The organism is Mucilaginibacter sp. (genome assembly GCF_036568825.1).
Lineage (GTDB): Bacteria > Bacteroidota > Bacteroidia > Sphingobacteriales > Sphingobacteriaceae > Mucilaginibacter.
The window spans coordinates 1-25,247 of sequence record NZ_DATCRU010000110.1 but is presented as its reverse complement, the minus strand read 5'-3'; the positions used below and the strand labels follow the sequence as shown (position 1 = coordinate 25,247).

The window sequence follows — 25,247 nt, the reverse complement described above, 5'->3', positions numbered from 1 at the left end:
CCCCATTTTTTTGCCAGTGAGCTGAGTGACTCCCCGGATTGATACTCTTTAATAACATCCAGCTTAAATGCCGGATTATGCTTCTTGTTCTTTCTCATAAAATGCCCCCAAATAGTGTCTAACTTTTTGGGGGCAGTCTAAAAGGTGCGCCTTTTTTAATTTGATGGGAATTATTTGCTATCTTAAGCCTCATCAATCTATGCTGAATATCATGAAATTACCTCGCCTTGCTTTCCTTTGTGCCCTTACCATCTACACTTTTCAATTGCCTGCGCAAACCATCAACTCAAAAAGATTGGACAGCCTGTTTGATATTTTGGCCAAAAAAAACCTGGCTATGGGTAGTATTGCCATCTCACAAAACGGCAAAATTGTCTATCAAAAAGCAATAGGTAATGCGATGATGAATGAGCATGATACCATCCCTGCAAGTGAGAAAACAGAATATCGCATCGGCTCCATAACTAAAATGTTTACTGCTGTGATGGTATTTCAACTGATTGAGGAACATAAGCTTTCATTGAATGATACGCTGGCTAAATTCTTTCCCTCATTGCCAAATGCCCATCGCATTACAATAGAATATATGCTGCGTCATAGGAGTGGGCTGGCAAACTTTACCAATAACAACAATACCAACCATTTTGACGACTGGAAGGATGCGCCCAAAACACATGAGGAACTCATGGCAATGATATCGGCTCAAAAACCTGATTTTGAACCGGATGCCAAAGCGGATTATAACAATTCCAATTATCTATTATTGGGATATATTATCGAAAAGATAACGAAGAAGCCATACAGGGAATTATTGGATGAGCGGATTATTAAAAGGATAGATCTGAAAAATACTCACTACGGGATGAACGGAAGCACTTATGTTGGCAATGAATGTGCCTCTTATAAATATTTTGATTTCAAATGGGCAAAGGATAAAAAACCGGTTTACCTGGATGACTTTGGCGGCGCAGGCGCCATTATTTCAACGCCTCCGGATATGCTGAAATTCATTAACGCACTCTTTGCCTATAAGCTGGTCAGTAAACAAAGTCTTGACCAGATGAAGACTATGGTTGATGGTTATGGCATGGGTATGTTTCCTTATGGCTCGGAAAAATACCCCGGTTTCGGTCATAATGGAAAAACCGAAGGGTTTGCTTCTTCTATTTCTTATTATCCCGCTGATAAATTGGCCATCGCATACTGCACCAACGGCGAAGTCTATTCAAAAAATTATATACTCGATGGGGTTCGCGCTATTTGCTTTAACGAACCTTATTCTATTCCAACTTTCAAAGCTTTGAAATTGAGTGATCAGCAACTGGATCAGTATGCAGGTACCTACTCAAGCCAGGAGGGGATTACAGTTATTTGCACCAAAAATGAAGGTAATCTGTGGCTGGAAACTCGTGGCCAAAAACTAAAACTAAATGCACTTGGCGATAGTAAGTTTTTTGATCCCAGGTTTGGCTTCTTCTTTAATTTCAGTGAGGGTAATAAGAAACTGCGGATAATTGATGTGGAGGATGGGTATGAGTTAGAAAAGAAGTAAAAGAAACGAATCAGACTTACGAAGTTTTTAAAACTTCGTAAGTCTTTTAGAAGGTGTTGGGTTGCTCTATCCCTGGCCTGCCCACTTCCACCAATTCTTCTTTATGCTCTTCTTCCTGCTGACTTGTAGCATAACTCAACTTACGGAAACGCCAAAGTGCAAATGCCGGCTCCTGGAAACGGTTTAAAAGCTTAAAATATTTTGGAAAATTATGAACTTCTTCCAATAATACGCCCGGCACTATCCCGTCGTTCTCCAATATCTCGCGGATGGTATATTCCTTATCCTTGGTTATCCAAATTTCAAAATCCCTGCTTATCTCCTCCGCCTTTTCCGGATCGATCCTCGCATCAATACATATTACCTTGTCTCCGGGTTTCATTGTCTTTGGTTGTAATGTTGGAAGGTTGTAAAGTTGAAAAGTTACCTTTCAATTTTACAATCGTACTATGTTAACTAATCACTAATCTCTAATCACTTGCCACCAGCTTTCCTCAAACTATCTGCCTGCGCTTTTGCCTTTTTCTTGAAAAAGCCTTTCAGCAGGAAGTTATGCTGAGCAGCTTCCAGGTCGTCATTTAGTTTAATAGAACTTTTCTGCAAATTGTTTAGAGAAGTTCTTACCTGTTCGGCGCCCTTGGGATCATTTAGTAAAACGCCGATAGCGTTATCGGTTGTGGTTAGTTTTTTACTTGCAGTATTCAGGTTTTGGGTTAACTCACTGGCACTGTTCACAGTTTTTTGTAGTTGAGCTATCGCGCCCTGTATTTTGTTGAATGTAACCGTATCTGTCAGTAATTTATCCGCCAAACCGCCTTTGGTGTTAATCTTTTTGCCGAAATTATCCAATTGAACTGCCATACGGGCTGCGCTTTGTGAAGTAACTTCCAAATTTTTCATGGTGCTTTTCAACTGCATGCCCATGGTACTGTCGGCCAATAAAGCACCCACTGTTCCTTTGCCTTGCAGGATTTTATGGCTCAATTCTTTAAAATCTTTGGTTATCGATAACAGGTTCTCATTGTTTTGCTGTAAGGTTTTCAGCATATCATCAGTAGAGGCAACTTTTTCGGCTTGTAATATATCACCGTCCTGCACAACAGGTGCCTGAGGACTACCGCCTTCTATCACGATGATCTTATTACCGATCAACCCGTCAGAGCCGATCTTTACACCGGCATCATGGTGGATATATGGCTGAGAGGCCTCATCGATGCTCATTCTTACGTCCACTTTAGAGGGGCCCGAAAAACGTACATCGCTGATGGTTCCCACCTTTACACCAGAGAACCAAACGTTGTTCCCTTTTTTCAAACCGGCCACGTCATCGAATGTGGCGCTAACATGTATGCTCTTATTAAATGTTTTTTGCGCGCTGCCCAAAGTGAGCACGCCCACAATAAATATGATGAGGCCGAGGGCTAAAAATATGCCGACTATAACTGCTTTCCTGTTTTCTGTTGCGTCCATATGTTATGGCTAATAGCTTATTGTATAAAGTTATATTCAAAAAATGGTTTTACACGATCATCATTCGTGTCAAATACTTCATCAAACGATCCAACACGCTGAAACTGACCTTCGAGCAGCATAGCTACCCGGTCGCCTGTACTTTTGGCGCAGGTAAGGTCGTGTGTGATGATAATCGACGAAGTATGGAAATTCTGCTGAACCTCATTGATCAGATCGTTGATCTCAATACATGTGATCGGGTCAAGTCCGGCTGTAGGTTCATCGTAAAGCATGATCTCAGGATTGAGTATCAGGGTACGCGCAATGCCTATACGTTTGCGCTGCCCGCCAGATAATTCAGAAGGCATTTGATTGATAGCTTGCAGCAAGCCAACAGCATCCAGCACTCGCTCTACAGAACTATCGATCTCGCTCTTTGAAATACCTTTTTTATTCCTGACCAACGGAAACTCAAGGTTCTTCCGAACGGTCATGCTATCATATAATGCGCTGTTCTGGAACGAAAAACCAACCTTGATCCGTAATTCCTGCAATTCTTTATCGGTGATGGTATTCATATCGCAACCCAACACATTCACGCTGCCTTTATCAGCTCTTAATAAACCTGATATGATTTTGATCAATACCGACTTTCCTGTTCCCGAACGGCCAAGCACCACCAGGTTCTCACCTTGATACAGATCAAGATCAATACCCCGCAATACCTCGAAATCACCAAAAGATTTTTCCAATCCCCTGATGGTGATCACCTTATTGTTATAGTCGATATTTGCTTTGCCTTTCTCCATATTTTAGCGGAACCAGCCGGCTATTTGTACGATCAGAATTTCTTCAACAAATACTAAAAACATTGCGGTTACAACAGAACCGTTTGCCGCTTTACCTACGCCTTCAGTTCCTTTGGTAGAATAATAGCCCTGGTAACAGCCTACAATCCCTATTGTAAATCCAAAAACAATGGCCTTTGCTAAAGACGCCACAAAGTCTACAAATGTAAGCGGTTCAAAAACCTGCTCCATAAAGGTAGTATAACTTGTGCCTTCGTTTACCGCTACGTTCAGGTATCCCCCTAATAGCGCAATAAAACCGGTATATGTAGCCAGGATGGGTATTGTAATTGTAGTTGCCAGCACCCGGGTACAAACCAGGAATTTGAACGGTTTGGTCCCCGATACTTCCATCGCATCGATCTGTTCGGTTACACGCATCGAGCCCAGCTCAGCGCCAATGCTCGAACCCACTTTCCCGGCAGCGATCAGCGCGGTGATCAACGGTGCCAAAGCCCGCATGATCGCTATTGATACCAGTGACGGTAACCACGACTGTGCTCCAAAAGTTAAAAGTGATGGCCTTGACTGCTTAGTGAAGATCAAGCCCGTAATAAAACCCGTAAATGTGATCAGTGTGAATGACCGGACGCCTGTTTCATAACATTGCCTCATCACCTCCTTCAATTCAAAAGGCGGTACAAACGCCTGCCTAAAAAATCGCAGTATAAAATTGTTGATATTATAAAGCGTAACGAAAGCATTAGACAGACGCGTTTTTAAAGACGAGCCTTTTTTAGCAACAGGTACAGGTGGTTTGTTTATGGTGCTCATTAACGGGGCAAAGGTATTATTTATGAAGATATGATCTATGTTAAGGTTACAAAAACTTAGGGGATAGTATTGAAAAATGATTTTCCGTAAACATAAAATACCTTCTAATAAACTCTGATAGTTGAAATTTTGTATTAATATCCTGTAAAAACCCGACTAATTCACAAATGTTTTACAATAAGAAATATTCGGATAATACCTGGAAGGGAGTTGACAATGTCATGAAAATAAGGTAAGTTTATAATGCGTTAACATCGCACCAATTATAAACCGAAAACCATATAATGCCTGACCTATGATCAATCATGTGATGAGGGAAATTACCCCTTTGACACCAAATGATTGCTTTACGATTTTTTCGAGGGTTAAACAAAAATTTGATTCCCCGCTGCATTACCATGAGGAATACGAACTAAACCTGATCCTGAATGCAAAGGGAGCAAAACGGGTAATAGGCGGGCATATGGAGGTAATAGATGATATCGAACTAGTGCTGATCGGCCCCAACCTGAATCACACCTGGCTTACCCATCAATGCCAAAACGACGAGTTTACCGAAGTTACCATCCAATTTCATAAAGACTTGTTTGACGAGAAGTTTCTGAACAGAAGCCAGCTCAACTTTATGAAAAACATGCTGGAGCGATCACAATTAGGAATACTGTTTTCTACAGAAGCGGCCCTGTCGCTGCTTGATCGAATACTATCACTGGATAAAAAGCATGGCTTTGATTCCGTGCTCGAATTGTACTCCCTTTTACATAGTTTATCTCTATCAAACAATATGCGTATACTCTCCGATCCGGGCTTTAGTAACGAAAAATTCACTTTTAACAGCAGGCGCATCGAGAAGGTATTTGAGTACATGAATAATAATTACCATAAGCAGGTATCACTGGCCGAGGTATCGCGAATAGCCAATATGCCTGAAGCTTCCTTCAGTCGTTTTATAAAAAAGCGTACTGGTAAAACGTTTATTGATAGCCTTAACGATATTCGCCTGGGCCATGCCTCAAGGATGCTCATCGATACCACCAATACCGTTGCTGAGATTGCTTACAGTTGCGGATTCAATAATATCTCCAATTTCAACCGCGTATTTAAACGCAAAAAGCTTTGCATACCAAAAGAGTTCAGGGAAACTTATACGAGTAACCGGGTTTTTATTTGATTTGTGGTTGATCAGTTAACCAGTGATCAGTTAACCGGTTAATCGGGTTTGTATGGTCTTAAAATTACTATCATTAACCAACCGCTCGCAAGTCAACTAGTCGCTAGTCAACTGATTAACTGATCACTGGTTAACCGATCACTGATTAACTGATCACCGGTTAACTGTTTAACTGATTAACCGATCACTAACTACAAAACATTATATTTGGTACAACAATTACAAACCCGTTTACAAATGAAAAGACTGTTTACCTTACTCGCCTTGCTACTGGCAAGTGCACAATTATTTGCTCAAAAATCGGAAGAACTGGCTCCAACGCCTCCTATGGGCTGGAATACCTGGAATATTTTTCAAACTAAAATAGATGAACCATTGCTGAAAAGTATGGTGGATGCCTATGTATCCTCGGGTATGCGCGATGCTGGTTATACTTATTTTGTGCTGGATGATGGCTGGATGAGTATGGAGCGTGATGCAAACGGTCAGTTAGTAGCTGATCCAAAGAAATTCCCTAAAGGCATGAAGGAGTTTGCTGACTATGTTCATTCAAAGGGAATGAAATTCGGAATATATAATTGTGCGGGTACAAAAACCTGTGCAGGCTATCCGGGAACAAGAGGTCATGAATATGAAGATGCACGCCTTTATGCATCATGGGGCGTGGATTACCTAAAATTCGACTGGTGCAACGCCGAAGGACAAAATGCCAAAGAATCCTACCTGTTGATGAGCAAAGCCTTGAAAGCAACAGGCAGGCCAATAGTTTTCAGTCTGTGCGAATGGGGCACTAACCGCCCCTGGGTATGGGGTGCAATGGCTGGTCAGTTATGGAGAACAACTGGTGACATCGGTCCATACTTTGCTAAAAGCGCAACAAAAGACGGCTGGACGCCGCAAAACGTACTGGGTATTCTTGACAAACAAGACAGCATCAGGCAATATGCAGGTCCGGGCCATTGGAACGACCCTGATATGCTGGAAGTTGGTAACGGGATGACTGTAGCTGAAGACCGCTCGCATTTTTCTATCTGGTGTATGCTGGCTGCACCGCTGATGGCAGGAAACAACTTGCACTCAATGTCGAAAGATACCAAAACCATCCTGACCAATAAGGATGCAATCGCAATCAACCAAGACCCACTGGGAGTAGAATGCTTCAGGTATTATGAATTTGATGGCATCGAAATAATGGTAAAACCATTAGACAAAGGCGATTTGGCAGTTTTATTTCTGAACCGCTCAGATCGTACGCAAACAGTCAACTTTGACTGGGCAGCACATATGATACAAGATAAAACATCCAATACCGATGTTGACTTCAGCAAAACCAGTTACAAACTACGCGACCTTTGGGCACACAAGGATATTGGTACAACGCAAAAAGCATTCAAGCAGGTCATAGCTTCGCATGATGTTGTGATGCTGAGATTGACGAAATAATAACGAGATTAATATAGAATGTCATTTCGATGAGCCAGCCGGGAATGTGAAGTGGGGCGAAGAGAAATCTTATACGATATGCATAGCGAACATTCGGATCGTATAAGATTTCTCACCCGCACCCCTGGCATAGACCACCTCGCGGGTTCGAAATGACATCATTTTTTATATGAGATACAGCTATCAAATCATTATTATTCTATTGCTTTCAATAGGCTCCTTCGTTCATGCCCAAACCTATGCCCCCTGCGATAAGCAAGCTACCAAAGAAACCCGTTGGCTTTTCAGCAGTATGCAGCGTTTGGTAGGAGCGGGGGTAATGCTCGGTCATCACGACGATCTGGCTTATGGTGTAGGTTGGAAATTCGACCCGAATCGCTCGGATATAAAAAGCGTCACGGGAGATTATCCGGCTGTATATGGATGGGATCTGGCGAGGATTGAGCACGATAGCATTCATGATATCAACGGCATTCCTTTCAAACTGCAAAAAAAGCTGGTGCAGCAGGTATATGCACGCGGCGGCATCAATAGCTTTTGCTGGCACATGGATAATCCTGCAAACGGCAAAACAGCATGGGATACCACCAAGCAAACCGTAAAAGAGCTGATTCCCGGAGGAAGCCATCACCAGGATTATGTAAACAACCTGAATAAAGCTGCCAAATACCTCAAAAGTTTAAAAGGGCCAGATGGCGAACCCATTCCTATTTTGTACCGACCATTTCATGAGTTAACGGGTAATTGGTTCTGGTGGTGCAAGAATACTTCTTCATCTGAAGACTTTAAGATGTTGTGGCGGTTCACCATTGATTACCTGCGCAATACCAAAAAGCTGCATAATCTGCTCATCGTGTTTTCTGTAGCTGACTTTAATACCGAAGCTGAATTTATGGACCGTTACCCCGGCGATGAATATGTGGATTTTATCGGGTTTGATAATTATTGTTACCAAAGCATCAAAGACTATCAGTGGAACCTGAACCTGCGTTTGGGATTGCTGGATATCATCGCCGCCAAACATCATAAGCTGGCTTGCCTTGCTGAAACGGGTTATGAAGGAATTCCTGCAGCAGATTGGTGGACCAAGACGCTACTGCCTGTTATATCAAAATACAAAACTTCCTACGTGTTATTGTGGCGAAATGCTAATACACATCACCATTATGCGCCATACCCTGGGCAATTGAGCGCGGATGATTTTAAACAGTTTTATGCCAGTCCTAAAACCATGTTTCAAAATCGATTGACGCCGTTGGCTGTATATGGTAAACTGATGAATGGTAACTAAATCTGGTTATCAGCAAACCATTTCAGGCTGAATCTGCTTTATTATAAATTGATTTGATGAATGCATATCAGCAAAAATGGATAGAACTATTAAAGGCTGCTAACCTGCACGGTTGGGAAATTGAGCCTATAGGAAATGATATTTCTGTAAAAATGCCCGATATTACAGATCTGAAATTGGTGCGCGATAACCTGCCCGAGGTATTGGGTTCATTATCATTGGATATTGACGAGCCTAAGGAAAGGCTGCAATTCATATTCAGGAACGGGCACGAAAAGTTTGAATATATTTTAAACCCGACCGACGGAGATTTAAACCGCCCTTAATTAATTCAACTTGGCTTTGCTTGACAGGATTGCTACCGACATTCCCATGCAAGCAATTAACAGGAATGATGCTCTCAACGTAGCTATGCCGGCAATAAAACCGATAAGCGGCGGACCGATCATAAATCCTGAAAAGCCGATAGTGGATACGGCGGTTAATGCCACTCCCGGAGATAACGAGGTTGCTCTGCCTGCTGAACTATAGATCATCGGTACCACGGATGATACACCGACTCCCACCAGCATAAATGCAAAAATAGAGGGCCACAGATAAGGGAATATTACAGATACCAGTAATCCTGTTGCCGTTAATGTACCGCTGATCTGTAATGTGCGCTTTAATCCAAATCTCCCGGCAAAAGCGTCGGCTACAAACCTGCCCATCGCCATAAAACACATGAATGAGAAATACCCCGCACCGATCCAGCCGTTCTCGGCGTGGATCACTTTCTTGAAGTAAACCCCGCTCCAATCAAACATCGTTCCTTCACAAATCATCGAACAGAAAGCGATAATACCCAGCTTAAGTAGGGGCACCATTGCACGCAGGCGTTCGCGGATGGAGAGCACTACCACTTCTTCCTTAGCTGCAGATTTGCTGTCGTCATTTAATTGCCGGGAGGTAAAAATAACTCCGATAACAATCAACACCAGGATAACGATGAAATGATAAAAGGGAATAATGTGATGCCCGATCATAAAGATACCGATACCGGCACCGGTAAACCCCGCCAAACTCCAGATACCATGGAACGAAGCCATGATAGGTTTTTCATACAACCTTTCGGCAGCAACAGCCTGGGTATTTACGGCAATATTGGCTGAATTACCCGCAAAGCCAAAGCACCACAGGCACGCCAGGAGTTCAACTACAGTATGCGCCGCGCCTAAGCCAACTAATAGGCAGGCGTAAGCGCAGATGGCAATAATGAGTAGCTTCCGGCTCCCTATTTTGGTAATGATCCACCCGGTAAAAGGAAGTGAGCACATCAAACCTGTTGGAATAGCAAGCAGTACGCCACCCAAACCTGCGTCTGATAAATGCAGGGTTTGCTGAATGCTGGGTATGCGTGATGCCCAGCTTGCAAAACACAGTCCCGACATAAAAAACATAGCTCCAACGGCAATACGCAGCGCAAGGCGTGATGTTGTAGAAGGTTGATGCAAAGCTGAATCCATTTGTGATAGAATATTAGTGTAAGAAATACACTAAGTGTTGCTATTACAAAGATAGCAACATTTTAAATAAACACAATTTTATTCACTTATGTTGAGAGGGATTGCTTTTTTAGATTGCTGCCAGTGGATTTAACTATTTAACCACAATCACCATCCGGAGTGCAGCTTTCGCCTTCTATCACAGTAAGCTTGGGTTTGCCATTTTCTATTTGCCAGTCTCCGAACGACTTTTCAAGCGTTTCTGCAAAAACAGGAACTGCTTGTGCACCCGAAACGCCATACTTATTGTTCATCACAAAAAATGGCACGCCTTGTATGCCTAAATATTGAGCCTCGGCAATATCATGCTTTACGGCATCTGCAAAGTCATGACTATCGAGTGTCTGTTTTATATCTTCAGCTTTCAGGCCAACAGAAACACCTAGATCGATCAAAGTTTCTTTATCATCAATATTTTTGCCTTGAGTAAAATAGGCATTAAATAAAGCTTCTTCCATTGCATCACCCAAACCATGTTTTTTGGCTAAGTGGCTAATACGGTGTGCATTGAAACTATTGGCAACCACAGCCTTGTCGAAATCATAGGTAAGACCAACCTGCGCAGCCATCTCAGTCACATAATCGTTCATGCGGCGGGCGTAATCAAGTGTCCATCCTTTTCTGTCGGCCAGGTATTCGTTGATATTCAGGGTAGGATCAGTTTCCATATTTGGGTTAAGTTGAAAGCTTTTCCATTCAATTTCTATTTGATCTTTATGCGCAAATTGTCCTAACGCTTCTTCGAAACGGCGTTTACCAATATAGCAGAACGGACACATTACATCCGACCATATTTCGACTTTCATTTTTTCTGTAGCTGTCATATTACAAATATATGTTGCGACATTTTTTTGAAAGTAAGCCTTAAGTAAAATTGCAACTAACTAGCTTTTTTTCATCGAATTGGCTTTTTTCGATTTAATTGATATATTAGCTAATTCAACCAATTAGCCCGGCAAGATAAATTGAGAATGTGAAAAAGAATACAAGGCCATCTTTATTCTGGGCAGGAATGTTCCTGCTGTTTTTCCCGGGTTTGCTCCATGCTTACTTGTTGATGCCGTTTCCCGGCAGCCAGAACCTGGAAGCCATAAAACTTTGCTATTATCTGGAAAAGGTGATATTGCTTTTGCGGATAGTCGGAGGATTATTGCTGATCTGGTATTTGGTAAGCTTTTTTAGAAATAATACCCGCCGGGGAAAAATCGTAAAAGGATTGGTACTGGTATTGGGCCTGGCCAGTTTCTATGTGACTGATATAGCTTATAAGGCGTCAGCCATGTTCGAAGAACCTTACGACGTTAAATTTGCTAACGCGATTGATAATAAAGTCCCCGAAAGTTATATCGTATTGGGTGTTGTAAGTGATGGAGTCGCCAAAGCCTACCCGCTGAATTATTTAGGCTATCATCATAAAATTCAGGATAACGTAGGTAAACTGCCCGTTTTGGTAACTTATTGTACCATGTGCCGTTCAGGCCGGGTTTATAGTCCGATCATCAATGGTGTACGTCAGAATTTCCGTTTGGTGGGTGCACGGCATTATAATGCTGTTATCGAGGATGAAAGCAGCGGCACCTGGTGGTACCAGGCTACAGGCGAGGCAGCAGCAGGGCCAATGAGCGGTTCAAAATTAAAAGAAATCACTTACGAACAAGCAACGCTAAGTTCATGGCTCGATAAACACCCCGGTTCGCTCATTTTACAACCCGATATCCATTTTATTGATGCTTACAATGATCTTAGAAACTACGACCGCGTGCAACCAGTGGATAAGGATTCTTTAATGAAGAATAAAGATTCATTGGTGCGAAAATCCTGGTATGTTGGTTTAATTATAGATAAACAGCCAAAGGCATATAACTGGCGGAAACTGCAAAAGGTTAGGGTGGTAAATGATAATGTGAGCAATACGCCTTTGCTCGTTATGCTTGAAAACGACAGTCTCACCTTCCATGCATTTAACAGGCACGTTGATGGCAAAGAATTGAACTTTAAAATCGGCGCCGATGAATGTCTGACCGATAAAGAAACTTCTTCTACCTGGGATTTGGATGGCTTATGTATTGCCGGCGCACAAAAAGGCAAACGTTTAGCTAAAATACAAGCTTACCAGGAGTACCGCCACTCGTGGCTGCATTTTCATCCTACTTCGCTGTTTTGGGAAGGTGAGCCGAAAAGGCTTACTTACATGCCTTGAAATAGGGTGTCATGCTGAGCCTGTCGAAGGGCGAGCGTATGGCCCTGCCCACCATGCTTTGACAAGCTCAGCATGACACCCTTTAATTTAGAAGAACAACGCCACCCTCAACTTTGCAAAAAACGGTGTCCCCGGCGTAAAGCTCATCTGGTCAACAGGCGCTGATTCACCCCTTAACTGGCTCACTTCTTCCGCCTCAAACTCGTTCCATTTGGTATTCAACAGATTCTCGATGGTTAAACCTATCTCATAACGTTTTTGAGTATAGTTCAATTTCAAATCGGTTACATAATAGCCATCAGCTCTCAAAGTGTTGGTGTTATTCCCCGGACGACTGTGCATGTAACGATAGCTCAACCCTCCATTGATGCCATTATCAAATTTAAAATCTAAACCGCCGGTGCTGGTAAAGGTAGGGGCAAGGGCAAGATAACCCGTGTTTTTTGCACTATCAGCCAAACGTGGCCTTGCAAGGTTAACGTTCAGATCGGCAAACAGCCATTTAGCCAATTGATAACGTGCCGAGAAATCGATACCCATACGTTTGGTTTTGCCTCCCGGTTCAATGTCGCCGTCGTCGGTATAAACAAACTCCTGCTGCAGGTATAAATACCATAAAGCCGTATTGATATACAAATGGGGGATAGGTTTCCAGTTCAAACCAAGATCTGCACCATAAGCAGCCGGAATAGTTTCCAGTCCGTTATTGCCTATCACTGAAATGGCATTATTGGAGTGGAAACCTTTACCTGCCTTCAGGTAAAACTGAACCTTATCGTTGGCAGTGTATTCAATATTGATTTTCGGGCTTACCACAACCTGAGTTTTGGTAGAATCGTGAAAATTGAAATTGAAGTAATCCAATCTTGACCCTACATTGAACAACCATTTGCCGCTTTGTAAGGTTTCATCCAGGTAAATCCCTGTATTGTTTTGACGGATATCACCCTGCGTAATATAATCCAGGAACTGGTATTGCTCCGTCACATGGCTATATTCGCTGCCATAGGTGCGGTCAAGCCTGGTACTCAAACCCAATGTCGATACCAATGAGGTATTACCCCAATTGCTTTGCTTGCTTAGTTTGCCATTGTATCCAAACATATCCCTCGCTTCTTCCTGCTGGCGCTCATCACCATTATCGGGATCATCAGCAAAAAAGGTTGAGTTCACATGCAATGCAAACTTATAATGCGTGTAGTATAACTGGTTTTCCATCATCCAGTTATTTTTCAGGTCGGTGCTCAATTTGGCAATCGCATTTACACGACTCGTTTTTCCATTTTGGGCGCTATCAATGGTACCAAAACGATTAATAGGAGTAGGAGAGATAGGTGCGATGTAGGGATTTCCGTCGTCATCAATAGCAGTGGTGCCCGAAGCAACAGCTCGTTCAGGTATTTCGCCTGACGGTATCCAACTCGTGCTGAATGTTGATGCACTGAGCGATAGCTTGTTATCCGATCCTAGTTGTTTAGTGTATTTACCAAAAAAGTTAGTGCGCTTATAATGCTCAGGCAATTTAAAAGGACCGTCAGTGTAGTTATACTCTCCGGCTATGTACGCATTCTCCCCATTTTGTTTGGCTTTTTCGCCAAGCAGATCGATCACTCCCGCAGCCCGGAAACTATGAAATTGACCGCCTTCAATGCTGATCATGCTTTTATCCAATGCGTCTTTGGTGGTGTAAGCAAGGTAACCAGCGGTAGTAAAATCACCGTAACCGGTATAATATGGGCCTTTGCCAAAATCATAGGTCGAAACGGTTTCAGGTATCAAAAAATGCAGATCAGCATAACCCTGACCGTGAATATGCGATACCATGTTGACCGGCATACCATCTACTGAAACATTCAGATCGGTACCATGGTCGGCATCAAAACCGCGAATAAAGATTTGCTCCGCTTTCCCACCGCCCATGTGTTGAGCGATGAAAAGCCCCGGCACCAATCGCATCAGATCCTGCGATGAGTTTACCGGGCGCAGACTCAAATCGAGTGCGCTTAAAGTATGAAATGATGCACTGCTCAATTGCGGTGTGATCACCACTTCTTTAAGGTCAATCTTACCGCGGGCAATTGGAATGATGGTGTGTTTATCGCCCATGTGGCAGGTCATCATTTTGCCCTTGCAGCCTATGCATGTAACCATAAGCATGCTGCTATCCTTATGCAAAACGACCCTGAAATCGCCATTCTTGTTGGTGCTGATAGATTTTCCTTCGACAGTGATAGTTGCGTATTCAACAGGCTGACGGGTGACGCTGTCAATCACTTTGCCTGTAAAAATGTGTTGCGCTCTTGCTATTTGTCCTGCAAAAACCAAGACAATCGTAAAAAGCCATATTTTTTTAAAAATGTTCATATAGTATATTGTGATTCAATACCTTATAGGTTTTGAATTGTTTGTGAATGAATTAATGTTTTTTATAGGGTGTCACACTGAGGCTCTCGAAGTGCGGTGCGCAAAGGCCATAACCCGCCATGCTTCGAGTGACTCAATACGACACTCTGCATATGGAAAGGAAACTAAAAAAAAGGATTAACCCAATTGGGGCGGGCGGAAGATAGCACCGTGGCCTTGCGGCAATTCGATGCGGTCATTCGGGATCATGATTTCCCGGATCAGGCGAGTATAGAAACTCACCTGCGTGTTGTTCTCGCAATAAGCTTCCTGTATCAGGTTCTTTTGCGTCTCGCGGTCAGTGCTGTTTTGTTTTTCTTCTGCCTGTTTTATCTTTTTCATCAGGTAGCATTTACCGTTGCAATGCAGCCAGGGTCGGTTGCGGTTTTCGCAAAGTTTGCTGGCGATGTAGCTCCGGTTCATTTCAAAACCTGCGTAGATAAAAAAGCGTGAAAAACTGCTGCTGACAATAGCGAGGATGAGTAAAACGGCAGTTAATTTTTGCTTCATAGCTCGTGGCGCAAAAATAGGCGCATTTGTTTATTTTACAATCAATACGTTAAAGAAATGTTTGCCCGTTGCCTCTTAAACAGCAAAACCTGCTCAATGGCAGGTTTTTGTTAGTATCAATTTACACTCGCTTTAATCGAGTGCTTAAACTTCGTTAGCTATTGTATCGCTTATTTATCGCTCCTTTTAAGTGTACTATGCATCTTGAAGCCCTGATAATCCACATTCATGGAGATTGAATCACCTTGTGCGATATACTTGCCGACATGCGGAATAGTTACGCCTTCAGTATTGGTAACACTAAACTTAAAATCATCCCCGCTTATTTTCCCGCTATCGAGTTTCAGAGTAACTCCCTGGGCAGTTGCCTCGCCGGTTAATTTGTCTCCATCTATTTTGATAGTATAAGTTACATCGAGAGGGTTGCTATCAGGCCCAATATAGGTGCCGGTCCATTTTCCATTTGCGTCGGCAAAAACTGCCGCCAGACCAATCATAGCGCTGCATATCAGCGCCAAAGCAAAAAGCATTTTCCTTTTCATAATCTTAGGATTTAGAAATTAGTATTTAGAGATTATCGATTTACTTATCAGTCACCCTTTTCAGCGTGCTGTGAAATTTGGCGCCATTCACTTCAATATCCATTCCTATAGAATCACCCTGGGCATAATACTTTCCGGTGTGAGGGAACACCTCGCCTTCATGGCTCATTACTTTAAAAGTGATCACATCTCCGTCTACTTTACCCTCGCTGATAGGAGCGGGTTCGCCGTCACCCTGGCCGGTTCCGGTCAGTTTATCGCCGTCTACTTTAAACACATAATTAAGCTGGAGATCGTTGCCATCGGGAGTTCTTACATTGCCTGTCCACTTTCCTGATACATCGGCAAATGTTGCTGCCAGGCAGATCATAAAGCAGCATACTAACGATAATGTGATGAATGCTTTTGTTTTCATGTTAATTGGTTTTAAGCTATGATGCGATTTTTTTGAAAAACGTTACAGTTTAAGCAAAAAAGTCCCCGTGAAGGAGACTTTAAATTATTAGAGGTTCAAATCTTTATTGGTCAGCAGCTCTTTTTAAAGTGCTGTGCATTTTGTAGCCCTGGTAATCAATGTTCAGGCTGATAGAGTCGCCTTCTGCAAAATATTTACCGTCGTTCAGCACCTTCACGCCGCCTACATCGATAGCAAATGATAAGCTATCGCCTTTTACTTTACCTTCTGTGATATCCATACTTCCTTGAGTGGATTGGCCTTTGCCTGTCAGTGTAGTATTATCAGAAGTAAGTGTATAATCAAGCGGGTATTCATTGCCGTCAGGTGCAACTAAAGTGCCTTTCCAGTGACCGGTGATCCCTGCAAAATAAGCAAACGCAACTATGCCGCAGCACAGCAATGCAGTTGTGATAAAGAGCTTTCTTTTCATGGTTTGAATGGTTAAGTTTTTATAAGCTGATAAATGATAATTAGATTGAAGAACGATAGCTAAGTTACAAATAATCAATACTTTTTTGATCAAACAATAATTCCTAAAAAACAAAAACCCCGCCTTACGGCAGGGCCTTTTACTATGAAACTATTTTAGGTTGAAAATCTTATTTATCGGCAACAGGGCGTTTTAAAGTAGTATGTATTTTTTGCGCACCGAAATCAATATCCAGGCCGCATGAGTCGGCATAAAGCTTTCCGCTGTGCGGGTATTCGTTGCCATCAACAGTTACTTTGAAAGTAAAGGTATCGCCGTTAATTTTTCCATCATCAACAGTAACCTGGCCGGCAGGCGATTCGGCTGTACCGGTGAGTTTATCGCCATCAACTTTAAAATCGTATGTTACCTGTAATTCGTTACCGTCAGGCAATTTGAGGACACCTGCCCATTTGCCGCTAAGATCGGCGACAACAAAGGCAGCAAAAACAACAAAACAGCAAACTAATGCAATTGGATAAAATAATTTTCTTTTCATATTTACCAGGTTTGTACAGGTAATAAATGTAAGATTTTAATTACAAAATGAAAATAAACAAGGTGTTAAGTTTTTACATTTTAAACGGAAAGAAAGCATAAAAAAACGGGCGACCTAAAAGGACCGTCCGTTTTTCACAATGCTTATAATATTTTGCAGCTTAGGCTGTTTGAAATGTTTTGCGTTTAATACCTGCTTTGATGATAAGCGTAGAAAGATCGATATTTCCTGTTTCTTTTAATTCTTCAGCAGAAATATCATATTTTTTGGTCCAATAATCATCATTGTGATTCTCCTGAACTAACTTTTCGTCCTTAAGCTCTTTTTCGCTGTGAATGTGATTTTTCATGATCATTAATTTTTTGATGAGAACAACTTTGACTACGAACACAAAGCTATCGACTTAAGGTTAACTGATTATTTCTGTAATGTTAATTTAGTGTTAACATGGGAATTCTTATACTTATCTGACAATCCCTACTGCTCTAATTTTTTCATTTTTTGCCTATATTTTATCAATAACAGGGTCGATGCTTATTTTTATTGGTTAAAATATGGTTAATATAGGGTAATAATCCTCTTCATTTTTAGTAAACATTGAACGTACCTTTGAGCTACAAGGTAATTGTCGATTTAATGAAAAAAATAAGTGCATTAATACTGGCTTGCTGCAGTCTTACTGCTTTTGCTCAGCATCCTGATTATCCCATACAGCCTGTTCCTTTTACCAGCGTAAAGCTGACTGACCACTTTTGGACGCCACGCATTGAGACAAACCGCACCGTTACCATCGCAGCTTCTTTCGAGCGTTGCGAGAATACCGGCCGTGTCAAGAATTTTGTGATGGCAGCAGAGCATAAAGGTAAATTCTGCACCGTATACCCTTTTGATGATACCGATATTTATAAAACCATCGAGGGAGCTTCTTATTCATTAGCTGAGCATCCTGATCCAAAATTATCTGCTTACCTGGATTCGCTGATCACTATTATTGGCAAAGCGCAGGAGCCTGATGGTTATTTATATACCGCCCGCAGCATCGATCCGTTGCATCCCGGTCCCTGGGCTGGACCTGAACGCTGGGTTAACGAGCAGAAGATGAGTCACGAGCTATACAATGCCGGTCATATGTATGAAGCTGCTGTGGCGCATTATATGGCAACCGGTAAACGCAATTTCCTGGATATCGCGATAAAAAATGCTGATCTGCTGGTTCGCACCTTCGGACCTGATAAAAAACATGTAGCACCCGGTCATGAGATTGTGGAGATGGGGCTGGTAAAAATGTACAGGGTGACCGGCAAAAAAGAATACCTCAGTCTTGCTAAATTCTTCATCGATCAGCGTGGTCATAAAGAATATGATACCAAGAGCAAAAATGAGTGGGAAAATGGCATGTATTGGCAGGATGATAAACCTGTTGTTGATCAAACTGAAGCCGAGGGCCATGCCGTACGTGCCATGTACCTCTACTCAGGCATGACCGATGTGGCAGCTTTAACCGGTGATACCGCTTACCTGAAAGCGATCGACAAGATTTGGGACAATATGGTTACTAAAAAGATGTATGTACAGGGTAGCATCGGAGCGGTTGGTGACGGTGAGCGTTTTGGTGATAATTACGAATTGCCTAATGCTACCGCATACAACGAAACCTGCGCGGCAATCGGCAGTGTATTCTGGAATCAGCGTATGTTCCTGCTGCACGGCGATAGCAAGTATATTGATGTATTGGAAAAAACGCTTTATAATGGTTTGATATCAGGTGTTGGTTTGGATGGGAAATCCTTTTTCTACACCAATGCCATGGAGATCAAAAACAATTTCTCAGGCGCAGATACCGAACCTCAGCGTTCAGGCTGGTTTACCTGCTCTTGCTGCCCAACTAATGTTGTGAGGCTGGTACCGTCGATTCCTGGTTATATATATGCACAAAAAGGGAATGCCTTATATGTGAACCTGTTTATCAGCGGCGTCGGAAATCTGACTATAAATAATAAGCCGGTAAAAATCACCCAGGAAAATAACTATCCATGGGATGGTGGTCTGAAATTTACTGTTGATCCTGCTCAAAAAATGGATATGGATCTGAAAATTCGTATTCCAGGATGGGCACAAAATGAAGCTATTCCGTCGGATTTATACAGCTACGAAAAGAAATCGGCATTAGGCGTAGAAATAAAAGTGAACGGCATCCCCGTAAATTATCAAATTGAAAAAGGTTATGCAGTGATCAGCAGGAAATGGAAAAAGAACGATAAAGTAGAAATGAACCTGCCAATGGATGTGCGCCGTGTTGTGGCCAATGCCAATGTACCTGATGATATAGGCAAAGTTGCCCTGCAGCGCGGCCCTATCATGTACTGCGCTGAATGGAAAGATAATAACGGCTTAGCCAGCAATATGATCGTACCGAAAGATGTCACCTTTAAAACGCAATATGAATATGACCTGCTAAACGGCGTAATGGTCTTAAAAGCTGATGTAAAAAGCATTAATGTAGACCCATCAGGACAAAGTATAAACACACAGGCTGCAACGCTCACCGCAATTCCATATTACTCATGGGCCAACCGCGGCAAAGGAGAAATGACAGTTTGGTTCCCCGAGCAGGTAAAATATGTTGATTTAGTAGCTAAGTAAATTTACCAAATCCCTCTTTGCGCGAAGCGGAGAGAGGGTGGTCGAGCGCAGCAATGACCGGGTGAGTCAACCGAGCGACAAGTATACGATTAGACAAACAGAACTATAAAGTTTATCATAAATCAGATATGAAATTTGAATGGAGAGGGGTGTTCCCCGCAGTTACAACCAAGTTCACAGATAAGGATGAGCTTGATTTTGATGCATTTGATCACAACATCAATGCGCAGTTAGAAGCAGGCGTACACGGCCTTATTTTGGGCGGCTCATTGGGCGAGGCGAGTGTTTTAAGCGATGAAGAGAAGTTCGCTTTGCTAAAACATACGGTAGAATTTGTGGATGGAAAAGTTCCGGTATTGCTGAACATTGCCGAACAAACTACCAAAGCTGCTGTAATCTGCGCACAAAAAGCTTTGGAGCATGGTGCAAGTGGTTTAATGCTTTTACCGCCAATGCGTTACAAAGCTGACGACAACGAAACTTTAGCTTTCCTGACTGCCGTTGCTAAAAGTACCCCGCTGCCGATCATGATCTACAATAATCCTGTGGATTACAAGATTGAAGTAACGCTGGACATGTTTGAAGAACTGGCTAAGTATAATAACATACAGGCAGTTAAAGAATCAACCAGGGACATCTCCAACGTGACCCGTATGATCAACCGCTTTGGCGACCGTTTCAAGATAATGACCGGCGTTGACCCATTGGCTATGGAAAGCCTGGTAATGGGTGCCGATGGTTGGGTAGCCGGTTTGGTGGATGCTTTCCCACGTGAGACAGTTGCTATTTACCGTTTAGTAAAAGCCCATCGCATCAGCGAAGCATTGACCATTTACCGCTGGTTTCTGCCTGTTCTGGAACTGGATATACATCCAAAACTGGTTCAATACATTAAGCTGGCAGAAGTTGCTACCGGTATCGGTACGGAGAATGTGCGTGCGCCGCGCTTAAAAGTTGAAGGTGCCGAACGCGAAAAGGTATTGAAAACCATTAAGGATGCATTAGCAAATCGCCCGGCATTACCTGAAGGCAGCTGGGGACGGATTGAAGCACAATTAGCGTAATAATTTAATAACACGGTATTTCAAACTCATTTATCATAGTTTATGTTTTAGGCATAAATTAGCAACATGGAAACACAAAACCTGATAGGTTATCAATATAAAACAGGCGATAAAACATTTCAGGCGATCAACCCATCGTCCGGAAACGAATTGCCCGGAGAATTTCAAATAGCAACGTCAACTGATGTTGATGCAGCATTGGATCTTGCCGAAAAAGCGGCAGACATTTATCGTTACATCGACAAAAAAACAAAAGCAGATTTTCTACGCAGCATAGCCGACGAGATCAACGCATTAGGCGATGAACTGATAGAACGTGCCATGGCTGAAAGCGGTTTACCACAAGCCCGTCTGCAAGGCGAGCGTGGACGTACAACTGGTCAGCTTTGCATGTTTGCAGATCTGGTAGAGGAAGGCTCGTGGGTAGAGGCTGTCATCGACAAAGCGTTACCAGAAAGAAAACCCGCCCCTCGTCCTGATATCCGCAAAATGCTGATACCTGTTGGTCCGGCGGTGGTTTTTGGAGCGAGTAATTTCCCGCTGGCATTTTCTGTAGCTGGTGGCGATACGGCTTCGGCTTTAGCTGCTGGTTGCCCGGTGATTGCGAAGGCACACCCGGCCCATCCCGGCACAAGTGCCCTGGTGGCATCGGCCATTAAAAGGGCTGCTGAAAAGCATAACATGCCAGAAGGTGTATTCTCGATCCTTTATGATGATGGATATGCAATCGGCGAAGCGTTAGTAAAGCATCCTAAGACAAAGATCGTCACTTTTACAGGTTCCTATAAAGGCGGAATGGCCTTAGTGAAATTGGCTCAGCAGCGTGAAGAACCTATCCCTGTATTTGCCGAGATGGGCAGTATCAACCCGGTGATCCTATTACCGGATGCTTTGGAATGCCGCTACCAGGAGATCGCTGAACAATATGCTGCCTCGATCACTTTAGGGGCCGGACAGTTCTGTACAAACCCTGGGTTGCTGATTGCGATAAAATCGGATTCGTTAAAGAAATTTAAAAATGCGTTGGGTGAGGCAATAGCTAAGATCAGTTCAGCTACGATGCTTACACCGGGTATCTGCAAAAACTATTCTCATCTGTCAGAAAAAATGCTGAAGGAACAAGGCGTTTCAGTTATCAATCGCGGGCATCTGAATGGTGATAAGCCCAACCAGGCACAGCCATTAGTAGCAACAGTAAGCGCGTCTTCATTTTTGGTGAATCCTAAATTAAAGGATGAGGTTTTCGGACCGTACTCTTTATTGATAGAAGCTGATTATGAGGTTCAGGTGCAGCAAGTGCTCAATGCTTTGCATGGACAACTAACTGCAAGTATTGTAACTGATGAAACCGATCTGCCTAAACATAAAGCTTTAATCCAAAACTTAACTAAGATAGCTGGTCGCGTGATCATGAATAACGTTCCGACAGGTGTTGAGGTGGTTCAATCCATGCAGCACGGCGGGCCATTCCCTGCTACATCTGATGGCCGTTTTACTTCGGTAGGCACAGGGGCTATCAAACGTTTTGTGCGCCCTGTAAGCTGGCAAAACTGGGCACAAGACCTGCTGCCCGACGAATTAAAAGACGGCAACCCGCTTGAAATATGGCGTTTGGTTGATAATAAATGGGGTAAGGAGTAGTAATTGGTTATGAGTTCTAAGTTTTGAGTAAAAAAGTTTAAATGTTTCTTGCTCATCACTCAAAACTCACCACTCAAAACTAAACATAATGTCAAGTAAGACTTTTTTTTGTATAGATGCACATACCTGCGGCAACCCGGTAAGATTAGTAGCCGGTGGAGGCCCGAACCTGGATGGTGAGAATATGAGCGATAAACGCCAGCACTTTCTAAGGGAATATGATTGGATCCGTAAAGGGTTAATGTTTGAACCGCGGGGACACGATATGATGTCGGGCAGTATTTTATATCCGCCGCATGATCCCCAAAATGATGTCGCGGTATTGTTTATCGAAACCAGCGGCTGCCTGCCCATGTGCGGGCATGGTACTATTGGCACCATAACCATTGCCATTGAGGAAGGATTGATTATACCAAAAACCAAAGGCATCGTGCGCATGGAAGCGCCGGCTGGTTTGGTTTTGATCGAATATAAACAGGAGGGACAAAAGGTAAAATCAGTTAAGCTGACCAATGTTCCTGCATACCTTGCTGCGGAAAATCTCGAAGTTGAATGCCCTGACCTGGGTACACTTACTTTTGATGTAAGCTACGGTGGAAATTTTTACGCGATAGTCGACCCGCAGCCTAACTTTAAAGGGCTGGAAAACTATAGTGCGGATCAGTTGATATCATGGAGCAGGGTGATCCGTCAGAGGATAAATGAGAAATATACCTTTGTTCATCCGGATAATCCAACAATTAATACCTGTACCCACGTTTTATGGGCCGGTAAAACCATATCACCCGAAGCTACCGCACGCAATGCCGTATTTTATGGCGATAAAGCAATCGACCGTTCACCATGCGGCACAGGCACATCGGCACGTATGGCGCAATGGCACGCCAAAGGCAAGTTGAAGAAGGGTGATCAGTTTATACATGAAAGTATAATCGGCAGCCAGTTTATTGGCAGGGTAGAAGACGAAGTACAGGTTGGCGGTAAACCGGCCATTGTTCCAAGTATCGAAGGATGGGCACGGGTTTATGGCTATAATACAATAAAAATTGATGATGAAGATCCATATGCGTATGGGTTCCAGGTGATATAAGCCCCACCCAACCCTCCCCAGAAGGGAGGGCTTAATAAGGGCACTAATATAAATTCAAACAACATAAATAAAGTCTCTCCGCTAGCTAGCGGAGGAGATTTAGAGGGGGCTAAATGAGTAAAGCAGTTATCATAGGCGGTGGTGTGATCGGGGTATTTTCCGCGTACTACCTCAACAAATCAGGTTGGGAAGTTGACATTATCGATCAGGGCGATCTGTCCGACAATTGTTCATATGGCAATGCGGGGATGATCACCCCGAGCCACTTTGTGCCGCTGGCCGCACCGGGCATGGTAGAACAGGGCATCCGCTGGATGTTTAACAGCAAAAGCCCGTTCTATGTAAAACCATCGCTTAATCCTGAGCTCATTGGCTGGGGACTGAAATTCCTGAAAAGCGCTACCCGCAAGCATGTCGACCGCTCGGCAGGGGCATTACGTGATATCTCCGTAATGAGCAAAAAGCTTTTCCAGGAATTTGAGAAGGATTCAAATATTGAATTTGGACTGGAGGATAAAGGCATATTGATGTTGTTTAAAACCCCGGCGTTTGTTGAGGAAGAAAAGCACCTGGCCGAACAAGCTATTAATCTTGGTCTTGACGCGCAATATCTTAGCCCTGATGAATGCCGTCAACTGCAGCCCGGCGTAGAAATGGATATTTTAGGCGCTGTGCATTATCATTGCGACGCGCATTTGTACCCGAATAAACTGATGCGCGGGCTGATAAAATATGTAGAAAATGCCAAAGGGATAACTATTTATCGGAATACCGAGATCACTAAGATAGTACATGAGACAGGCAAGATCATTTCGGTAAACAATAAAGACAAAGAGTTTAAAGGCGATGCTTATGTAGTAGCCGGTGGCGCATGGTCACCTGGAATTGCGCGGCTTGCTGGTTTGAAAGTTCCACTGATGCCAGGAAAAGGCTATTCATTTATGGTGCCGCAGGAAGAATCTAAGCGTATGACCATTCCGTCTATATTATGCGAAGCGCGTGTGGCCATCACCCCAATGAATGGCAGTATCCGTTATGGCGGAACCATGGAAGTGGGCAAGATCAATAAACAGATCAATATGAATCGTGTGCAGGGTATAGTAGAATCGGTGCCAAAATACTTTCCAAATTTTAAACCCGAAATGCCGCAGCAAAAAGACATCTGGTTCGGCTTCCGTCCCGTATCGCCTGATGGTATGCCTTATATCGGATTGTCCAATAAATATCAGAATTTGGCAGTAGCAACCGGTCATGCGATGATTGGTTTAAGCCTTGGTCCTGCGACTGGTAAGATCATCAGTGAGGTATTGAATGGTCAATCAAACGGGATGAATATTACTCCGTTTGCGGTGGATAGGTTTCAATGAGAATAATAGGACTTTAAAGGCAGCATATGCTTTGTCATGCTGAGCGATAGCGAAGCATCCGTCGCGAGTTATATTTTCTGTGCGCAAATATGGATAACAGGCTTTAGATTCATTTAAAATTTCTTGCCAGAAACAATATTCCGTTTTTAGATTCTTCGCTCTCGCTCAGAATGAACTGTGTTTAAAAGCAAATATTTTTTGAATAATCTTGTTGATATTTTGATTGTGCTTTAGCAATAGCAAATGCTTGTTTCAGTAGCTTGTTAGCTACTGCAATTAAAGCCAGC

Annotated in this window: 24 protein-coding genes and 1 pseudogene; 11 read left to right on the top strand and 14 right to left on the bottom strand. The window is 43.0% G+C overall.

The features are described 5' to 3' along the window. Nucleotides 1-211 precede the first annotated feature (211 nt). Nucleotides 212-1,552: a serine hydrolase domain-containing protein gene (locus VIM89_RS23830; protein ID WP_488158699.1), complete on the top strand. Its 1,341-nt coding sequence runs from the start codon at nt 212-214 to the stop codon at nt 1,550-1,552. A gap of 46 nt (nt 1,553-1,598) precedes the next feature. On the opposite strand, the gene VIM89_RS23825 is transcribed toward VIM89_RS23830, so the two are convergent. The 4 genes from VIM89_RS23825 to VIM89_RS23810 all read right to left on the bottom strand — a co-directional run bounded on the left by VIM89_RS23825 (nt 1,599) and on the right by VIM89_RS23810 (nt 4,626). After that, nucleotides 1,599-1,934 (bottom strand): hypothetical protein, encoded by a 336-nt coding sequence (locus VIM89_RS23825; protein WP_488158698.1) that lies wholly within the window; start codon nt 1,932-1,934, stop codon nt 1,599-1,601. Between the two features lie 92 nt (nt 1,935-2,026). Beyond that, nucleotides 2,027-3,022, bottom strand: a complete 996-nt coding sequence (locus VIM89_RS23820) for an MlaD family protein (RefSeq protein WP_488158697.1) — start codon at nt 3,020-3,022, stop codon at nt 2,027-2,029. 17 nt (nt 3,023-3,039) lie between these two features. Further along, the gene (locus tag VIM89_RS23815) at nt 3,040-3,813 is read right to left on the bottom strand and encodes an ABC transporter ATP-binding protein (RefSeq protein ID WP_488158696.1); all 774 of its coding nucleotides are present in this window, start codon (nt 3,811-3,813) and stop codon (nt 3,040-3,042) included. Between the two features lie 3 nt (nt 3,814-3,816). After that, a complete protein-coding gene (locus tag VIM89_RS23810) occupies nt 3,817-4,626 on the bottom strand; it encodes an MlaE family ABC transporter permease (protein ID WP_488158695.1) in 810 nt (269 codons plus the stop codon). Between the two features lie 295 nt (nt 4,627-4,921). On the opposite strand from VIM89_RS23810, the gene VIM89_RS23805 reads away from it, so the two are divergent. The 4 genes from VIM89_RS23805 (at nt 4,922) to VIM89_RS23790 (ending at nt 8,857) form a co-directional block, all read left to right on the top strand. Further along, nucleotides 4,922-5,797: an AraC family transcriptional regulator gene (locus tag VIM89_RS23805; RefSeq protein ID WP_488158694.1), complete on the top strand. Its 876-nt coding sequence runs from the start codon at nt 4,922-4,924 to the stop codon at nt 5,795-5,797. A gap of 237 nt (nt 5,798-6,034) precedes the next feature. Next, nucleotides 6,035-7,240 carry a glycoside hydrolase family 27 protein gene (locus VIM89_RS23800; RefSeq protein WP_488158693.1) on the top strand — a complete coding sequence of 402 codons (1,206 nt, stop codon included), beginning with the start codon at nt 6,035-6,037 and terminating at the stop codon, nt 7,238-7,240. 169 nt (nt 7,241-7,409) lie between these two features. Beyond that, on the top strand, nt 7,410-8,531 hold the full coding sequence (locus tag VIM89_RS23795) for a glycoside hydrolase family 26 protein (RefSeq protein ID WP_488158692.1): 1,122 nt from the start codon (nt 7,410-7,412) through the stop codon (nt 8,529-8,531). A 56-nt stretch (nt 8,532-8,587) separates the two neighbouring features. Beyond that, entirely contained in the window at nt 8,588-8,857 is a 270-nt protein-coding gene (locus tag VIM89_RS23790) for a hypothetical protein (RefSeq protein WP_488158691.1), read from the top strand. Here the strand turns inward: VIM89_RS23790 and VIM89_RS23785 are convergent, their stop codons facing one another. After that, nucleotides 8,858-10,036, bottom strand: coding sequence for an MFS transporter (locus tag VIM89_RS23785; RefSeq protein WP_488158690.1), 1,179 nt, complete (start codon nt 10,034-10,036; stop codon nt 8,858-8,860). It abuts the gene before it with no gap. 137 nt (nt 10,037-10,173) lie between these two features. Beyond that, complete coding sequence (locus VIM89_RS23780) at nt 10,174-10,899, bottom strand: DsbA family oxidoreductase (protein WP_488158689.1); 726 nt, start codon at nt 10,897-10,899, stop codon at nt 10,174-10,176. A gap of 149 nt (nt 10,900-11,048) precedes the next feature. On the opposite strand from VIM89_RS23780, the gene VIM89_RS23775 reads away from it, so the two are divergent. Continuing rightward, the gene (locus VIM89_RS23775; RefSeq protein ID WP_488158688.1) at nt 11,049-12,275 is read left to right on the top strand and encodes a DUF3179 domain-containing (seleno)protein; all 1,227 of its coding nucleotides are present in this window, start codon (nt 11,049-11,051) and stop codon (nt 12,273-12,275) included. Nucleotides 12,276-12,362: 87 nt separating this feature from the next. On the opposite strand, the gene VIM89_RS23770 is transcribed toward VIM89_RS23775, so the two are convergent. From VIM89_RS23770 to VIM89_RS23740, 7 genes are all read right to left on the bottom strand, one after another. Then, a complete protein-coding gene (locus tag VIM89_RS23770) occupies nt 12,363-14,639 on the bottom strand; it encodes a TonB-dependent receptor (protein WP_488158687.1) in 2,277 nt (758 codons plus the stop codon). Between the two features lie 177 nt (nt 14,640-14,816). Further along, a complete protein-coding gene (locus VIM89_RS23765; protein ID WP_488158686.1) occupies nt 14,817-15,188 on the bottom strand; it encodes a hypothetical protein in 372 nt (123 codons plus the stop codon). A gap of 170 nt (nt 15,189-15,358) precedes the next feature. Further along, nucleotides 15,359-15,730, bottom strand: coding sequence for a hypothetical protein (locus VIM89_RS23760; RefSeq protein WP_488158685.1), 372 nt, complete (start codon nt 15,728-15,730; stop codon nt 15,359-15,361). Nucleotides 15,731-15,770: 40 nt separating this feature from the next. Continuing rightward, a complete protein-coding gene (locus VIM89_RS23755) occupies nt 15,771-16,145 on the bottom strand; it encodes a hypothetical protein (protein WP_488158684.1) in 375 nt (124 codons plus the stop codon). 103 nt (nt 16,146-16,248) lie between these two features. After that, the gene (locus tag VIM89_RS23750) at nt 16,249-16,617 is read right to left on the bottom strand and encodes a hypothetical protein (RefSeq protein ID WP_488158683.1); all 369 of its coding nucleotides are present in this window, start codon (nt 16,615-16,617) and stop codon (nt 16,249-16,251) included. 169 nt (nt 16,618-16,786) lie between these two features. Beyond that, the gene (locus VIM89_RS23745; RefSeq protein ID WP_488158682.1) at nt 16,787-17,155 is read right to left on the bottom strand and encodes a hypothetical protein; all 369 of its coding nucleotides are present in this window, start codon (nt 17,153-17,155) and stop codon (nt 16,787-16,789) included. Nucleotides 17,156-17,315: 160 nt separating this feature from the next. Continuing rightward, nucleotides 17,316-17,504, bottom strand: a complete 189-nt coding sequence (locus VIM89_RS23740; RefSeq protein WP_488158681.1) for a hypothetical protein — start codon at nt 17,502-17,504, stop codon at nt 17,316-17,318. Between the two features lie 287 nt (nt 17,505-17,791). On the opposite strand from VIM89_RS23740, the gene VIM89_RS23735 reads away from it, so the two are divergent. The 5 genes from VIM89_RS23735 (at nt 17,792) to VIM89_RS23715 (ending at nt 24,960) form a co-directional block, all read left to right on the top strand. Next, the gene (locus tag VIM89_RS23735; RefSeq protein ID WP_488158680.1) at nt 17,792-19,798 is read left to right on the top strand and encodes a glycoside hydrolase family 127 protein; all 2,007 of its coding nucleotides are present in this window, start codon (nt 17,792-17,794) and stop codon (nt 19,796-19,798) included. Nucleotides 19,799-19,926: 128 nt separating this feature from the next. Continuing rightward, nucleotides 19,927-20,862 (top strand): dihydrodipicolinate synthase family protein, encoded by a 936-nt coding sequence (locus tag VIM89_RS23730; RefSeq protein WP_488158679.1) that lies wholly within the window; start codon nt 19,927-19,929, stop codon nt 20,860-20,862. 66 nt (nt 20,863-20,928) lie between these two features. Continuing rightward, nucleotides 20,929-22,503 (top strand): aldehyde dehydrogenase (NADP(+)), encoded by a 1,575-nt coding sequence (locus tag VIM89_RS23725; RefSeq protein ID WP_488158678.1) that lies wholly within the window; start codon nt 20,929-20,931, stop codon nt 22,501-22,503. 88 nt (nt 22,504-22,591) lie between these two features. After that, nucleotides 22,592-23,593, top strand: coding sequence for a 4-hydroxyproline epimerase (locus VIM89_RS23720; RefSeq protein ID WP_488158677.1), 1,002 nt, complete (start codon nt 22,592-22,594; stop codon nt 23,591-23,593). A 113-nt stretch (nt 23,594-23,706) separates the two neighbouring features. Beyond that, nucleotides 23,707-24,960 (top strand): NAD(P)/FAD-dependent oxidoreductase, encoded by a 1,254-nt coding sequence (locus VIM89_RS23715; protein WP_488158676.1) that lies wholly within the window; start codon nt 23,707-23,709, stop codon nt 24,958-24,960. A gap of 181 nt (nt 24,961-25,141) precedes the next feature. Here VIM89_RS23715 and VIM89_RS23710 read toward each other — a convergent pair. Further along, a pseudogene (locus tag VIM89_RS23710) lies at nt 25,142-25,247 on the bottom strand (IS110-like element ISCaa14 family transposase); the annotation flags it as partial.

Bases quoted from the DNA above. Each gene is read 5' to 3' on its own strand.
- VIM89_RS23830 (WP_488158699.1), top strand. From the start codon at position 212: ATGAAATTACCTCGCCTTGCTTTCCTTTGTGCCCTTACCATCTACACT.
- VIM89_RS23825 (WP_488158698.1), bottom strand. From the start codon at position 1,934: ATGAAACCCGGAGACAAGGTAATATGTATTGATGCGAGGATCGATCCG.
- VIM89_RS23820 (WP_488158697.1), bottom strand. From the start codon at position 3,022: ATGGACGCAACAGAAAACAGGAAAGCAGTTATAGTCGGCATATTTTTA.
- VIM89_RS23815 (WP_488158696.1), bottom strand. From the start codon at position 3,813: ATGGAGAAAGGCAAAGCAAATATCGACTATAACAATAAGGTGATCACC.
- VIM89_RS23810 (WP_488158695.1), bottom strand. From the start codon at position 4,626: ATGAGCACCATAAACAAACCACCTGTACCTGTTGCTAAAAAAGGCTCG.
- VIM89_RS23805 (WP_488158694.1), top strand. From the start codon at position 4,922: ATGATCAATCATGTGATGAGGGAAATTACCCCTTTGACACCAAATGAT.
- VIM89_RS23800 (WP_488158693.1), top strand. From the start codon at position 6,035: ATGAAAAGACTGTTTACCTTACTCGCCTTGCTACTGGCAAGTGCACAA.
- VIM89_RS23795 (WP_488158692.1), top strand. From the start codon at position 7,410: ATGAGATACAGCTATCAAATCATTATTATTCTATTGCTTTCAATAGGC.
- VIM89_RS23790 (WP_488158691.1), top strand. From the start codon at position 8,588: ATGAATGCATATCAGCAAAAATGGATAGAACTATTAAAGGCTGCTAAC.
- VIM89_RS23785 (WP_488158690.1), bottom strand. From the start codon at position 10,036: ATGGATTCAGCTTTGCATCAACCTTCTACAACATCACGCCTTGCGCTG.
- VIM89_RS23780 (WP_488158689.1), bottom strand. From the start codon at position 10,899: ATGACAGCTACAGAAAAAATGAAAGTCGAAATATGGTCGGATGTAATG.
- VIM89_RS23770 (WP_488158687.1), bottom strand. From the start codon at position 14,639: ATGAACATTTTTAAAAAAATATGGCTTTTTACGATTGTCTTGGTTTTT.
- VIM89_RS23765 (WP_488158686.1), bottom strand. From the start codon at position 15,188: ATGAAGCAAAAATTAACTGCCGTTTTACTCATCCTCGCTATTGTCAGC.
- VIM89_RS23760 (WP_488158685.1), bottom strand. From the start codon at position 15,730: ATGAAAAGGAAAATGCTTTTTGCTTTGGCGCTGATATGCAGCGCTATG.
- VIM89_RS23755 (WP_488158684.1), bottom strand. From the start codon at position 16,145: ATGAAAACAAAAGCATTCATCACATTATCGTTAGTATGCTGCTTTATG.
- VIM89_RS23750 (WP_488158683.1), bottom strand. From the start codon at position 16,617: ATGAAAAGAAAGCTCTTTATCACAACTGCATTGCTGTGCTGCGGCATA.
- VIM89_RS23745 (WP_488158682.1), bottom strand. From the start codon at position 17,155: ATGAAAAGAAAATTATTTTATCCAATTGCATTAGTTTGCTGTTTTGTT.
- VIM89_RS23740 (WP_488158681.1), bottom strand. From the start codon at position 17,504: ATGAAAAATCACATTCACAGCGAAAAAGAGCTTAAGGACGAAAAGTTA.
- VIM89_RS23735 (WP_488158680.1), top strand. From the start codon at position 17,792: ATGAAAAAAATAAGTGCATTAATACTGGCTTGCTGCAGTCTTACTGCT.
- VIM89_RS23730 (WP_488158679.1), top strand. From the start codon at position 19,927: ATGAAATTTGAATGGAGAGGGGTGTTCCCCGCAGTTACAACCAAGTTC.
- VIM89_RS23725 (WP_488158678.1), top strand. From the start codon at position 20,929: ATGGAAACACAAAACCTGATAGGTTATCAATATAAAACAGGCGATAAA.
- VIM89_RS23720 (WP_488158677.1), top strand. From the start codon at position 22,592: ATGTCAAGTAAGACTTTTTTTTGTATAGATGCACATACCTGCGGCAAC.
- VIM89_RS23715 (WP_488158676.1), top strand. From the start codon at position 23,707: ATGAGTAAAGCAGTTATCATAGGCGGTGGTGTGATCGGGGTATTTTCC.